This is a genomic window from Alteribacillus persepolensis (assembly GCF_900099605.1).
GTDB lineage: Bacteria > Bacillota > Bacilli > Bacillales > Marinococcaceae > Alteribacillus > Alteribacillus persepolensis.
Genome location: NZ_FNDK01000021.1, coordinates 23,564 through 37,456 on the forward strand (window position 1 = coordinate 23,564; position 13,893 = coordinate 37,456).

General features: G+C 38.6%; 11 protein-coding genes. All 11 read right to left on the reverse strand.

The genetic code is table 11. The annotated features are described in order from the left end of the window. Nucleotides 1-457: 457 nt before the first annotated feature. Nucleotides 458-1,951: an aldehyde dehydrogenase family protein gene (locus BLT18_RS13970; RefSeq protein WP_091275304.1), complete on the reverse strand. Its 1,494-nt coding sequence runs from the start codon at nucleotides 1,949-1,951 to the stop codon at nucleotides 458-460. Between the two features lie 314 nt (nucleotides 1,952-2,265). Then, nucleotides 2,266-2,961 (reverse strand): response regulator transcription factor, encoded by a 696-nt coding sequence (locus tag BLT18_RS13975; RefSeq protein ID WP_091275307.1) that lies wholly within the window; start codon nucleotides 2,959-2,961, stop codon nucleotides 2,266-2,268. A 98-nt stretch (nucleotides 2,962-3,059) separates the two neighbouring features. Continuing rightward, a complete protein-coding gene (locus tag BLT18_RS13980) occupies nucleotides 3,060-4,415 on the reverse strand; it encodes an MFS transporter (RefSeq protein ID WP_091275310.1) in 1,356 nt (451 codons plus the stop codon). 38 nt (nucleotides 4,416-4,453) lie between these two features. Beyond that, nucleotides 4,454-6,040: an AMP-binding protein gene (locus BLT18_RS13985; RefSeq protein WP_091275313.1), complete on the reverse strand. Its 1,587-nt coding sequence runs from the start codon at nucleotides 6,038-6,040 to the stop codon at nucleotides 4,454-4,456. Between the two features lie 36 nt (nucleotides 6,041-6,076). Beyond that, nucleotides 6,077-6,490, reverse strand: coding sequence for a Zn-ribbon domain-containing OB-fold protein (locus BLT18_RS13990; protein ID WP_175487520.1), 414 nt, complete (start codon nucleotides 6,488-6,490; stop codon nucleotides 6,077-6,079). A gap of 70 nt (nucleotides 6,491-6,560) precedes the next feature. Then, nucleotides 6,561-7,730 carry a thiolase C-terminal domain-containing protein gene (locus BLT18_RS13995; protein WP_091275317.1) on the reverse strand — a complete coding sequence of 390 codons (1,170 nt, stop codon included), beginning with the start codon at nucleotides 7,728-7,730 and terminating at the stop codon, nucleotides 6,561-6,563. A gap of 671 nt (nucleotides 7,731-8,401) precedes the next feature. Beyond that, the gene (locus BLT18_RS14000; RefSeq protein WP_091275320.1) at nucleotides 8,402-9,568 is read right to left on the reverse strand and encodes a CaiB/BaiF CoA transferase family protein; all 1,167 of its coding nucleotides are present in this window, start codon (nucleotides 9,566-9,568) and stop codon (nucleotides 8,402-8,404) included. A 27-nt stretch (nucleotides 9,569-9,595) separates the two neighbouring features. Continuing rightward, nucleotides 9,596-10,357, reverse strand: coding sequence for an SDR family NAD(P)-dependent oxidoreductase (locus BLT18_RS14005; RefSeq protein WP_091275322.1), 762 nt, complete (start codon nucleotides 10,355-10,357; stop codon nucleotides 9,596-9,598). 29 nt (nucleotides 10,358-10,386) lie between these two features. Further along, entirely contained in the window at nucleotides 10,387-11,586 is a 1,200-nt protein-coding gene (locus BLT18_RS14010; protein WP_091275324.1) for an acyl-CoA dehydrogenase family protein, read from the reverse strand. 32 nt (nucleotides 11,587-11,618) lie between these two features. Next, nucleotides 11,619-12,689, reverse strand: coding sequence for a phosphotransferase family protein (locus BLT18_RS14015; protein ID WP_175487521.1), 1,071 nt, complete (start codon nucleotides 12,687-12,689; stop codon nucleotides 11,619-11,621). Nucleotides 12,690-13,231: 542 nt separating this feature from the next. Beyond that, nucleotides 13,232-13,729, reverse strand: a complete 498-nt coding sequence (locus BLT18_RS14020; RefSeq protein ID WP_091275326.1) for a nuclear transport factor 2 family protein — start codon at nucleotides 13,727-13,729, stop codon at nucleotides 13,232-13,234. Between the last annotated feature and the right edge of the window lie 164 nt (nucleotides 13,730-13,893).

The window sequence follows — 13,893 nt, forward strand, 5'->3', positions numbered from 1 at the left end:
ATAAAACTAATTAAAACAAACATTTGTTTTATTAAATAAGAAAATACCCCATACTTTGTTAAAAAATGTTTTAACTACATCAAATTGTTTTAATAACTGAATCTTTTTCGTCATTCAACTGTTTTGGTTAAAATCCAAACCATTTTATAAAGGGTAGGAAAGTTGATTTCTACCGCAGGCGGACGCTTTCCGTCGGCATAACTTGTCCCTTCTCGTCCGTCTTTCTACTTACGGGGTCTCAGGACTCATGTTTTTCCCGCTGGAGTCACTACCTTCCGTTAAAATTAATAGATTCTCGTAATTATTTGCGGATAATTTTGAGTTATTTCATGTAGTTGTTCGTTTTAATTCTCTAATGAAACACTGATGAAATTGACTCAGCTTATTAAAATAAAGTATAAAAGGTCGCGCATCCAAATGAAATATTTGCACGACCTTCGTGTCTTTATTTATTCTGTTAGTCTAGATTCACCCAAACATTTTTTATTTCAGTGTACATATCAATAGCAGCTGATCCGTTTTCTCTTCCAATACCACTCTGTTTATACCCGCCAAAAGGAGAAGTAGCATCAATAACATTGTACGTATTCACCCATACATTTCCTGTTCTCATAGCATGCGCGACTCGATGTGCTTTTCTAACATCTGTCGTGCAAACTCCTCCGCCTAACCCATATTGAGTTTGATTTGCAAGATCAACAACCTCGTCAACGGTTTCAAACGGAAGGGCGCCTACCACAGGACCGAATATTTCTTCTTGGGCGACACACATATCATTATTGACATTAGCAAGAACGGTAGGTTTTACAAAATATCCTGCAGATAGTTCTTTTTCGTCACCGCTTCCTCCTTCTAGCACTTCACTTCCTTCTTGTTTCGCTAGATCCCGGTATCGATTCACCCGTTCGAGCTGATCTTTTGAAACGAGCGGACCTAATACACTTTCAGGATTAAAACCATTTCCTACCCGGTAATTTTTAGAATACTCTACTAAATCACTTACAAAACGATCGTATATTTTTTTTTCTACAAACAAGCGTGAACCTGCACAGCATACTTGGCCTGAATTCCAGAAAATCGCATTTGCTGCGTTGGCAATAGCTTGATCATAATCGGCATCCGCAAATATAATATTTGCGGACTTTCCGCCAAGTTCAAGGGATACTTTTTTAACATTTACTGCTGAAGACCTCATCACCTGTTTTCCTACTTCAGTGGAGCCGGTGAATGCTATCTTATCCACTCCAAGGTGTTCGGTTAAAGCAGCACCTGCAATCGTACCAAAGCCAGAAATAATATTAATAACGCCATCTGGAAATCCAGCTTCTTGAATCAGCTCTGCCAGCCTTACTCCACTTAAAGGCGTCTGTTCTGCCGTTTTTAATACGACTGTATTCCCGCAGGCGACAGGAGCTGCTATTTTCATAACGGCATTAACAATTGGCGAGTTCCAAGGAATGATCTGACCGCAGACACCAATAGGTTCCCTTCTAGTATAATTAAACAATTCTCCCGGGATATTATTAGGCACCGTGTCCCCTTTTATAATAGAAGGCCAGCCCGCATAGTAACGCAAGTGACCCACTGACGCCATCACAAAGTTTTTTGCACCTTCTAATGGAATTCCATTATCTAGCGTTTCCATTTGTGTCAGCTCTTCTATATTTTCTTCTATTAAATCGGCAAGTTTATGCAGAAGTCTTGAACGTTCAGCTGGCTTTGTTTTAGGCCATGGTCCACCGTCAAATGCTTTCCTCGCTGCCTGCACAGCAAGATCAACATCTTCTTTTCCAGCTTCAGGTACCGAAGTAATAGCTTCGCCGGTTGCCGGGTTGTATGTTGTAAATCTTTTACCTGAAAGAGCATCGACGAACTTTCCATCAATGAACATTTGCTTAGGTGTCGCGGTAAACTCTGCCACCTTTGAATTCAAAGCAGTCATTGTCGCCATATTAATACCCTCCGTTTATCATAAAATTTTTTATAACATTCCATAATAAATGCATCTATCTATTATGGGAACGGAACACTTTGATAACGTGATACCTAAAAAAATCTCCAAGGGAAATACAGTTATTCGTTATACTCGTCATCCTTCACCAATTGATACTTCCATCTTATAATTTTCTATTTAATATGAATATTCCCAATATTATATGGGATTCTTCCCTCAAAAAGAGGTGGTATGTACTGCTGATTCCCAAAGAAAGACACCTTCCTTTCATTATTAAAATGAAAGATTAGGTGTCTTTACTAATATTTCATTTATGAAATTAAACCTCTTCTTAGTAATTCGGCTACCGCTTCGACACGATTATTAACTTCTAATTTTTTAATAACAGATTTAATATAATCTTTTACAGTAAATTCACTTATGCCCATAGAAACGGACATTTCTTTTATACTTTCTCCCCAGGAAATTCTTTGAATGACTTCGGTTTCCCTTTTGCTCAAACAGCTGATAGATTGTCCTTCTATATTGCTCTCTATCACTTTGCCCACTAGTTTGCCATAGAGAGTTGTAGTAGAAAGAAGTTCTTCGGTGCAAACAAAGTTCTTGTTACATTCACGAGCTACAAAGTAACCTATAACATTCATATTAGAATTAATCGGTACGATGAGATGTTCATTTTTTTCATTCGGATTCGTGTAGGCGCAACCATACTTTTCAAAAAATTCACACTGTGATATAAAAATTGACTTTCTTTTTTTTATCGCATTATAAATGGGGGGGAGATTTCTAATATCATCTCTCATATGGCCTATATAAAAAACCCCGTCTTTATTAACTTTAACAATTCCTTCGACCACATATCCAAGAGGAGAGTATCTAAAGAGATGCACTTCATTAAACGGAAATAAATCTATCATACCTTTTGTTATGCGTATGATTTTCTCATTATGATCCAATGATTTGTCTAGAAAGCCCACGTAATCATGAATAGTTGCTTCCTCAACCATTCGAATTCTCCTTTCTTTTTAAATGACAGGCACAATAGAACCTATCACCAAAATTATATCGAAAGTGCTTTCTAAAACTGAAGGCAACTGAACATTTTCTATTTTGCTGTTTCAACTAACTTTTGACCACTCTCTGTATTGTGATTGTTAATATTAAAATCACTATATTTATCTTGAATAATGGTAATTCCTATCGCTGCTATAACACCAGGAATTGCAAAAGCGATAAAATTCATTGGAACAGGCAAACTTAAATCTAGCAGTATTCCGCCAAATGCTGGACCAAAAATGGCCCCAAAACGCCCCATGCCAAGTGCCCAGCCAACTCCAGTCGTTCTAATGTGAGTAGGATAAAATTTAGTTGCATATGCATTATTTACACACTGAGCCCCTGTAGAGCACGCTCCTGCTATAGCTACTAATAGATACAATGTAACAGCAAGCGGTTTAAATCCGATTAACGACAAACAAATGGCACCAAGTATAAACATTACGAAGAGAATTTTTTTAGATCCCATGCGATCGGCTAACCAGCCTCCTCCTATTTGGCCAACCATAGCTCCAAAATTTAAAGCAAATAAGAATGCTAAACTGGATTGTAATGGAAAGCCAGCTGATACCATGAGTTGAGGAAGCCATGTTCCCAACCCATATACCATAACTAAAGCCATAAAGGTCACAATCCAAAACATTAGAGTGGACAACCCACGTTTCTCTGTAAAAATCTTGGTAACAGGCATACCTGCTTTTGGTAAATCTACCTCAAATATATCGTCTTGTTTGGATACGTAATTTCGGTTTAATTTTTCTAAAACTGGTTTGACTTTTTCGTAATCTCCTTTTGCCACATGAAAAGACACCGACTCCGGCAGTGATTTTATTAAAAATGGCACTGCAAGTAAAGGAAGAGCGCCTAAATAGAACATCCATTCCCAGCCTAAGTTGGGAATAACAGGTATTCCCAGGAGAGAAACAGCAATACCTCCAACAGCAAATCCTGATGACATTACTCCAACAAGCATACTTCGTAAAGATCGCGGTGAATATTCAGAAGCAAGTGATACTACAATTGGCATAATGCCTCCTAATCCTATCCCTCCTAAAAACCGGTAAACAGCAAATTCTATTGGCCCTTGAGAAAAACCAGTTAGAAGAGTCATAAAATTAAAAAGAACAAAACAGGAAATAATCACTTTTTTTCTTCCAAATATATCTGCTAAGATTCCACATGTCAGAGCCCCTACTAGTGCCCCAATTAACGCCACACTTCCTATAAAACCTGCTGTGCTCGATGTCAATGACCAAGATTCAGTTAAACTTGGTATAACGGAACCGTATACTACCAGGTCATAACCATCACATAAAAGAACAAACCCACACCACAGTAGAATTTTTAAGTGGAAAGCATTGAACTTGCTTTCGTCTACTATCTGCGCTGCGTTAATTTGCCGCATGCTATCTTCCTTCCTAAATAGCGTAATGTTCCGGATTGTTACCGATGAACTTGATACCCAACACTTTCACGGTCCCATGTGTCTGATGTCACGCCTTCTTCTTTCAGCTTATATTTTTCCACCCTTAAAGAAGGTGTTTTGGGAAGCGTTTTCATAAAACGAATATAGCGAGGAACGGCAAAGTGAGCCATACGGGGCTGACAGAAGTCTAAAAGTTCCTGTGGCTTTAATTCGTTTGGTTCTTTTACCACGATAACAGCGAGCACCTCTTCTTCAGATAGTTCAGATGGAACTCCAATGACAGCCGCTTCTTTTACCTTAGGATGTTCGTTAATAACTCGTTCGATTTCATAGGAAGATATATTTTCCCCTTTGCGGCGCACCACTTCTTTCTCCCTGTCAACAAAGTAAAAATAGCCGTCTTCATCCATACGGCCGCGATCGCCTGTATGAAACCATAAGTTTTGCCAGGATTTAACCGTAGCCTCTGGCATACCATAATAACCTGAGAACATAATCCACGGTTCTTTTGGACGTACAACAATCTCTCCAACAACACCAGTTGGACACTCCTTATCATTCTCATCATGAATTTCCACATCATAAAACGGAAGGGCTTTTCCACATGAACCTTTTCGAAAGGTTTCTGCACGATTAACCATAGCTAAACCTATTTCTGTCGAACCGTATGCTTCTGTAATTTTTATATTAAATCGTTGTTGAAAGCTGTCATATATTTCAAGAGGCGCCGGTGCTCCTTGAATTTGTCGGACAGGATTATCGGCATCATCTGGCTGTTCCGGCTGTTTCATTAATATATTGAGCATAGAACCCATATAATTGAAGGTTGTTATGTGCTCCGTTCGGCAAATCTCCCAAAATTTTGAGGCAGAAAAACGATTGTGCATTACAACTGTACTGTCAGCCAATAAAGCTGGTAATATCGTCGCATATCGGGCATTGATATGAAATAATGGAAACACCGTGAATAAACAATCATCCGGACCATAATTCATCAGATCACAACATGCCGAAGCAAGAGCAAAATTTGCTTTATGACTCAGTATCGCCCCTTTCGAAGGCCCAGTGGTCCCGGAAGTGAAAAGAATAAGCGAAGGATCTTGCGGTTGAATCGTCTCACATACTGAATCCATTGCAGCTTCTCCGATAAGATCTGCGTAAGAATACCAATTCATTTTTTCAGAAGAAGGTTCATAATCATCACCTACGACGATGACATGCTGAATATGATGCAAATTTTCTGAAATAAAATTGACTCGTTCCACCCATTGAGAATCAATAATAAGAGCTTTGCATTCCGCTTTATTAAGAATATAGGTAAGCAGATCACCACGGTATGCGACATTTATTGGTACCTCTATTACGCCGAGGCGCGCAAGCCCCAGCCATGTTTCGAGAAATTCAGGAACATTTGGAAGCATCACGGCGCATGTATCACCTTTTGTAAGCCCCAGCGCTTTTATCATATTTGCTGCTCTATTTCCGTTTCGGTGAAATTGTTCAAAAGTCAAATCCGTATTTTCAAAACGGACAAATGTATCATGAGGACGAAGATTTGCACGATACTCTACTACTTTTCCAAATGTTTCTTTCCCTCTGTACATTTGAACCTCCAAATTAAAATGTTTTGTATTTCTAATTCACTTTTGAGGCACGAATTTTGGAATAGAAATATCCTCCGACCAATCTTCAAATACTACATTTACTTTCATACCGATAAATACTTTTTCTGGTTCACACTCCACTATATTACTCATCATGGTCGGGCCTTCATCAAGCTTAATCAATGCTACCACATAAGGTGCTTCTGCCTTATAGGCTGGCGAAATGGGCCGTCGGATAACCGTGAAACTAATTACTCGTCCATTACCAGACACAGTGACCCAATCCATATAACCATGAGAACAATGAGTACACATCATTCTCGGATAAAACTGGTAATATTCACACTTAGGACATTGTTGAATGACTAATTGATGATTACGACATCCTTCCCAATAGGGGGCTGTTTCTTTGGTTGGAGTGGGAAAATTTTTTCCTGAGTGATCAGCCATCATCATCCTCCTCGTATCAATATTTTTTCTTCAATGACACTCCGCTTTTTTTGAAATCGAGCTTTCTTTACTAGTGTTTATCCCTGCCAAGTATTAGTGTAGTGTGACTTGATAATATGCCGCCCTGTCCATGTACCAGCGAAATGTTAGCATCCTTGACTTGCCGACCACCCGCTTGGTGTCTAAGCTGTGCTACTGCCTCGGTTAAAGCAAACATAGAACCAGGATTTCCAGGATGGCAATGCGAGAGCAATCCACCATGAGTATTAACTGGCAGCGATCCTCCTAATTCCACATTACCGTTTTCCACAAATGCTCCCCCCTCCCCCTTTTCACAAAATCCTAAATCTTCTAATTCAATTAATACAGTTGGGGTAAAGCAATCATAAATTTGAGCTACATCGATATCACTTGGACCTACACCAGCCATATCATAAGCACGCTGCCCAGATTCTGCTGCTGCTGAAGTGGTAAGATTACGAGCCTGGCTTATATGTTCATGACTATGTCCTTCTCCCACTCCTAGTAAATAGACAGGTGGACTTTTAAAATCAGCTGCTCGTTCTGCAGAAGTAAGTACTACGGCTGATCCGCCATCAGAAATCAAAGAACAATCCAATAAATGCAAAGGATCTGCAATCATTCTTGAATTTAACACATCTTCTACTGTGATGATTTCCCGTTTTTGTGCAGCGGGATTAAGATTTGCATGCTTACGACAAGCAACAGCAATGGCTGCAAACTGTTCAGGGGTCGTCCCATATTCCGCCATATGAGCCTGCCCGGCAAGAGCATAAAATGCTGGAACAGTTGGACCATATGGTATTTCAAATTGCTGGTGACCTGTTGAAGCCTGCATGGCCATTGCCTGTTCTTTGGATAAGCCGCTGTGCAGACTGTCTGCCATTGTAATTAACACGGTATCGCAAACCCCGGTAGCGATGGCTGATGCCGCATGATGCAGAACAGAAAATGTCGTACCTCCTCCTGTACCAACTCCTAGACAATAACGGGGAAAAATCTGCATATACTCAGCAATTGCTTCTGCATGATACATATAAGGTTCAGCCATCGAATTACATGTAATCAATCCATCTACTTGTTCCTTATTAATACCAGCGTCATCTAGCGCACGCAGTGCTGCATCCACACAAAGCTGGGTCGCTCCCATATGTGGAACAACTCCTACTTCCGTATCCGCAGCACCAACTATTGCCACTTTTCCATTTAATGAATTCATGTATCATATACCTCTTTCATCCGTTAATTGTTAATATTTGACAACAGTCGTACCAGGGACAATCTTTTCATTTTTCTCATTTTTTATATAGACTTCAAGCTCCAATTCCCTGTTTCTCCTTATAAGCAGCCTTGTGGTTAGGGTATTCTATCGATGGTAATTTTCTGTTCCCTTAACCACTTCAAAACTGTTTTAAACAAGTCTCCCATTAATTGCCCTGTATAACTCAATCCAACAATTCTCTGCTTTTACAATATAAAAATTGATAAAATAAATGTGATGGGTTTGAAACAATACCTTTATTTAAAGTTGATAACACTAGTCATAAAAATATTAAGATTGAAGGCTAAAATTTAATTTGTCCTTATGTTTGTCTTAGTACGTGCTTTACCAATTTGTGTTTTTAACGCCCCATACAAAATGAACAATGAAAACAAAGAGAAGGGGGGAATTAAAATAAGATAAATTTTTATGGTCTAATAAAATAAATAACTATCAACTAAAAGTTTTTAATATTAAAATATATTTCAAACAAATATTTGTTTGAAATATATTTTTCTGAATGTGAATATTCCTGTTGTATTTTTTCTTTCTTAAAAAATAGAGAAACAGTAAAAAATGACAGCGTGCATTGTACATTCTTAGTTATGTCTGTGTCCCGCTTTTATCGTTTAAAGGTTAGGAATCTGTTCATTGGAATAGCCTAACTCCCTTAATATTTCATTATTATGCTCGCCTAATCGGGGAGACGGCCTCCGGATTTCTCCTTCTGTTCTTGAAAGTTTAATTGGAATGCCCAGCTGTTTCATCTTTACTCTCCCTGGATAATCAACTTCTTCAATCATATGCCGGTGCTTAATTTGAGGGTCTTCCATCATTTCCTCTGCTGTTAATACAGGAGAAACACATGCTTCTATTCCTTTAAATAATGCTGTCCATTCTTTTAATGATTTTTTACTGATAATGCATTGAATCTCTTCTTTCATCCACGTCTGCTCCTCAAGAGGGGCATTCAATTTAGCAATGAATTCTTCTTTTCCTATTAATTTACAAAAGTGAATCCAAAACTTTTCTTCCAACGCTGCCACAGCTAAATAACGATTGTCTTGTGTTTTATATACTTCATAACAAGCTTTCCCTCCACTTAATGGAAGTTCTCCTCTTTGCGGTTGACTTTTTGATACAAAGAAGTTAGGTAGGATGGTTTGCATCCAGGAAACTGCTCCATCTAACATGGAAATGTCTATAAATTGTCCTTTATCAGAGCTCTTTGATTCTATGATTGATAACAAAATACCGATTGCCGCCATGAGAGAACCTCCCCCAATGTCAGCAATTTGAACTGATGAAAGCAGTGGCTTTCCACTGCGTTCTCCTTGCAAATTCAACATGCCTGAGTAACTCAAATAATTAAGATCATGGCCAGCAGATTCCGCATAAGGACCGCTTTGTCCATAACCAGTAATGGCACAATAAATTATCTTTGAGTTATATTTTTTGAGTTCCTCGTAATCTAAACCGAGACGTTTCATGACACCTGGACGGAAAGATTCTACAACGACATCCGCTGTTTTTACTAAATCTATAAACATTTTTTTCCCTAATTCACTTTTCAAATCTATGGAAACACTTCGTTTGTTTCTATTGAGGGATGCGAAAATAGCACTTTGCTCTTGATCTCCGATTTTTGGCTCTTCTCCTCTCGCATAATCCCCTCCATTAGGTGCTTCAATTTTAATAACGTCAGCACCAAAATCAGCGAGTAGTAACGTACAATATGGACCGGGCAGCAGTCGGGTTAAATCTAACACTCGAAATGATTCCAAAGGCAGCGTCATTAATATCTCCCCTTTAGATAAATGCCTCTACTCTGATAATGTTCCTCCATCTATACTAAATGTTTGACCAGTAACATACTTTGCCATATCTGATGCAAGATAAAGAGCAATAGATGAAATGTCTTCTGGCGCTCCTAGCTTTCTAAGCGGAATAGTTTTCAAGATCTTTTCCAGCCACTCTTCGTTTTCCATCTCTTTTTCATTTATCTCTGTACTAATCAAGCCTGGGGCAATGGAGTTTACAAATATTCCATACCTGGCCCACTCTGATGCAAGCGATTTTGTTAAATGAATGACAGCCGCCTTACTAGCAGTATACGGCGCAATTCTTTTATACGGTTTTATACCTCCCACCGATGAAATGTTAATGATTTTACCACCATTCTGCTCTATCATAATCTTTGCAGCTTGTTGACAGCAGAAAAATAACCCTTTCGTATTTACATCAAAAATATAATCATAGTCTTCTTCCGTAACTTTAGTAGCCGGTTTTGTCGTATTGACCCCCGCATTGTTTACTAAAATGTCAATTTTCCCGAACTCTTCCATTGTTTTTTCAAACATTGCAGAAATTTCATCCATATTAGAAACATCACATTGAATAGCGATTGCTTTTCTTCCTTTTCCCTGCAGTTCCTCGCTTAATTCCATGCATTTCTCTATATTTCTGCTTGCTATAGCAACAGCTGCCCCGTGTTCTGAAAAGTCACGGACCATTTGTGCCCCTATTCCGCGGCTTCCCCCTGTCACTAAAATTACTTTTCCTGCTAAATCGAAAACTTTATCCATTTTGAATATGCCCCCCACACCTTATTTCACTAAACAGTCAATTCTTTTTCTCGTTTTTTATATTCTTTAAAGATTCGTTTAGCTACGACCATACGATGTACTTCATCTGGACCGTCATATATATGTGCAGCCCTCGCTTCTCTATAGAAGCCTTCTAACGGAGTATCCTTGGAATACCCTAGTGAACCATGCACTTGTATAGCTCTATTAATAACGTCATTCAATATTTTAGCTCCATGAAACTTAATTAAAGAAATTTCTTTTCTAGCATCTTCTCCTTGATCCATTTTCCATGCTGCATGAAGCGTTAACAGTCTTGCTGAAGCCATTTCAGCTTCAGAATCTGCTACAAAGTTTTGTATGGTTTGCTGTTCTGCTAAAGGAACCCCCCGAGTCTTTCGTTTTAAAGCATAAGAGACCATAAGATCAAAACTTCGGTTCATTACACCGAGCCAGCGCATAGCATGTGTTATACGGCCAGGTCCTAATCTCATTTGTGCTAACTTAAAACCTTCACCAGGACTGCCCAGCATGCTGTCTTCTTTAACCCGGCAATTATTAAAACCCAATTCCCAGTGGCCTCCTTCACTGTAATCTCCCATTACCGGAATATCTCTTATTTTTTCAACTCCGGGGTTATCCATGTCTACAATAAACATACTCGCACGCTCATGCGGAAGAGCTTCTGGATTTGTTACAGCCATAACAATAACAAAGGAAGACATTCCTGCATTGCTTATAAACCATTTCTTTCCATTAATTACCCATTCATCGCCATCTTTTTCTGCGTGAGTCTCTATCCCTGTCGGGTCGGCCCCTGATACATCCCGCTCCGTTAAAGCAAAACAGGATCTTATTTCATCATTTACTATTGGTTCAAGATATTTTTTTCTTTGTTCTTCAGTCCCTGCATTTAAAAGGATTTCTGAATTTCCTGTATCAGGAGCGGCGGTGCCAAATACACGTGGTCCAATGGCGCTGCTTCCTAATATTTCATTAAGAAGACCTAAAAATACAGCTCCAAGTCCCAAACCACCAGCATGTTTTGGTAAATGTGCAGCCCATAGGTTCTGGTCTTTTACTTTTTGTTGTAACGGTTTTAGAATTTCATCCGGCAAACCTTTCCCTGGAATAATGTATTCTTCAGCCGGATAGACATCCTCTTCCATGATCTTTTGCGCTTTTTGCAGTAATTCGTTCTGTTCTTCGGTTGGACTAAAATCAAACATGGTTATCTAGCTCCTTTTTTGATTGTCTCTAATTAAAACATTTTTTTATCAACTACTTCATAAGCGTGTGTCATCATATTCCGAGCTCTTTTATCAAATGTTTTAAATCTCTCATCATTTGATTTTCCAATTTTCCAACGATAATAAATTTGCTGGAATACAACGGCAAGTTTAAAGTAGGTGAAAGCCATATAAAAATTCATATCCGGAATATTTTTTTTCGTTTTAAGAGCATAGCGGTGGATAAATTCTTCCCTTGAAATAAATCCAGGCGTTCCAGTCAAAGATGGTAAACTTTCTTTAAGTAGGTCTGGATCCTTCTCTTCTACCCAATAACCTAATGCTCCGGCTAAATCAAAAAATGGATCAGCAACCGTTGCTAGTTCCCAATCAAGTACAGCGTTAATCTTACGCAGGTCCTGGGAAAACAGCATGTTATTTAATTTATAGTCGTTATGAATAACTGCGCTGTCATGGGAGGCGGGAACGTGGTTCACCATCCACTTACTTAGTTCCTCAAAATAAGGAACATCGTCTGTTTTGGATTTATTAAATCGTTTAATCCACCCATGTACTTGCCTGTTCAAAAAACCTTCAGGATACCCAAACTCAGAAAGGCCCACCTTTTCGTAATCAATTTGATGCAAATCTGCTAATGCATCAACGACATTATAAGAAATCGTTTTTAATTGGTCCGCTGAAATGTTTTGACCTGGGGGAAATGATTCATCTATAACGATTCCCTTTTTATGCTCCATAACATAAAACGGAACGCCAATCACGCTTTTATCATCACAAAAAACATATGGTTTCGGAACGAATGAATAATAAGGGTACAGCTTCTTTAAAAATTCTGACTCTCGTTTCATATCATGAGCTTTGGGCGGCAATGGACCATTGGGGGGACGCCTCATCACCGCCTCCCAATTCCCAGCACGTAAATGGTAGGTCAAATTTGATACTCCCGTCGAAAACTGCGTCACTTCTAAAGGCTCTTCTGGGAAACCTTCTATACTTTCTCTTAAGTATTTTTTTACCGCATTTTGATCAAAATCTTCCCCCTTACGAATAGGAATAGTTTCTTGAAACATGTGTTGATTCATCAATTCCCCTCCTCAAACAACAGTTATCATGGTGGAGCGGATGATCACTAATATACCAAACAGTCGTTTTAATTTAAGTCATAAACTTGTTGTTTACCAAGTCGTTTATGGCAAATGTCCCGGTTTGCTTTTATCAGCCTAACACTAGTGTTATTACTCGTCTTTTTCCAAAATTACTAGAAAATATATCTTAAAGAAGCTGTCCCATTAAGTTAGTTCTCGGTAAGCACAATTGGAATATACCCGTGTTCCTCCTGATAACGGCTCCTTATGAGCAAATCCCTTCACTGTGGCATCTGCACATTTCCCTATTTTCCTTAAGAGTCTCGTATATTCAATTTGCTAGATAACATCACACCCTAAACTAACCTGTTGAGACAGCTCTCTTTAACATTGAATATTTATAGACTCCCCACTCTTTAAGTGAGGTTTATTTACGGTAATCATGATGTTCAAAAATTATTCCGTATGATAATGTGTTTTTTAACCCCACAGATTTGTATGCACTTTCCCTTGAAAGTAGAGGTGAAATAAATATACCTTTAATCCATCTTCGGATTAATACGGGTCTTCGGATCATTTGACCATGGTTCTAATACAGGTGTCATATAGTATATTTTCACTTTTCTTTTTTTTAGACGCCATTTCCCCGTATGATTACTAAGATCATCCCAATATGTCGCTGATATTAATAAAGGTATGCCTACAGCATTTGTAGCCGTAGCTTCAACATCTGCAACAGCAGTAGCAGTTCCCTTTTCAATATCTACATTAATAACATGATTTGTGGCATGATGGTGCGTTTCTGGAAGGCCTTCCCATATTGCTTTCGTTTTTTCCAGTATTTCTTTTTTATTCGAACAGTAACCCCACGGGTCCCCAATATCCCAGACTGCATCTTCCTCCCAAACATCTAAAAACAGTTCTTCATCTTTTTTATCCACACCATGATTATAATTTGCAATAACTTCTTTAATTTCCTCACGAGCCTCTAAAGCAGCAATACGCTGTTCCAACGTTAAGTTACTCACCGTACTCATAATTTCACTGCCCCTTCTTTTTTAAAATTTGAATGTGTGTGAATGTAAAAACATCCTTTAGAAAAAATAGGCTTGATGAACCCTTATCGCAAAGACTGTTACGTTAAAACGAGTATGAACACATCCATCTTATCCAGTGTTTGAAGTACGTCCTGTATCAATCC

Excerpts from the sequence above, each read along its gene's own strand:
- BLT18_RS13970 (WP_091275304.1), bottom strand. The coding sequence starts at position 1,951 with ATGGCGACAATGACTGCTTTGAATTCAAAGGTGGCAGAGTTTACCGCG.
- BLT18_RS13975 (WP_091275307.1), bottom strand. The coding sequence starts at position 2,961 with ATGGTTGAGGAAGCAACTATTCATGATTACGTGGGCTTTCTAGACAAA.
- BLT18_RS13980 (WP_091275310.1), bottom strand. The coding sequence starts at position 4,415 with ATGCGGCAAATTAACGCAGCGCAGATAGTAGACGAAAGCAAGTTCAAT.
- BLT18_RS13985 (WP_091275313.1), bottom strand. The coding sequence starts at position 6,040 with ATGTACAGAGGGAAAGAAACATTTGGAAAAGTAGTAGAGTATCGTGCA.
- BLT18_RS13990 (WP_175487520.1), bottom strand. The coding sequence starts at position 6,490 with ATGGCTGATCACTCAGGAAAAAATTTTCCCACTCCAACCAAAGAAACA.
- BLT18_RS13995 (WP_091275317.1), bottom strand. The coding sequence starts at position 7,730 with ATGAATTCATTAAATGGAAAAGTGGCAATAGTTGGTGCTGCGGATACG.
- BLT18_RS14000 (WP_091275320.1), bottom strand. The coding sequence starts at position 9,568 with ATGACGCTGCCTTTGGAATCATTTCGAGTGTTAGATTTAACCCGACTG.
- BLT18_RS14005 (WP_091275322.1), bottom strand. The coding sequence starts at position 10,357 with ATGGATAAAGTTTTCGATTTAGCAGGAAAAGTAATTTTAGTGACAGGG.
- BLT18_RS14010 (WP_091275324.1), bottom strand. The coding sequence starts at position 11,586 with ATGTTTGATTTTAGTCCAACCGAAGAACAGAACGAATTACTGCAAAAA.
- BLT18_RS14015 (WP_175487521.1), bottom strand. The coding sequence starts at position 12,689 with ATGAATCAACACATGTTTCAAGAAACTATTCCTATTCGTAAGGGGGAA.
- BLT18_RS14020 (WP_091275326.1), bottom strand. The coding sequence starts at position 13,729 with ATGAGTACGGTGAGTAACTTAACGTTGGAACAGCGTATTGCTGCTTTA.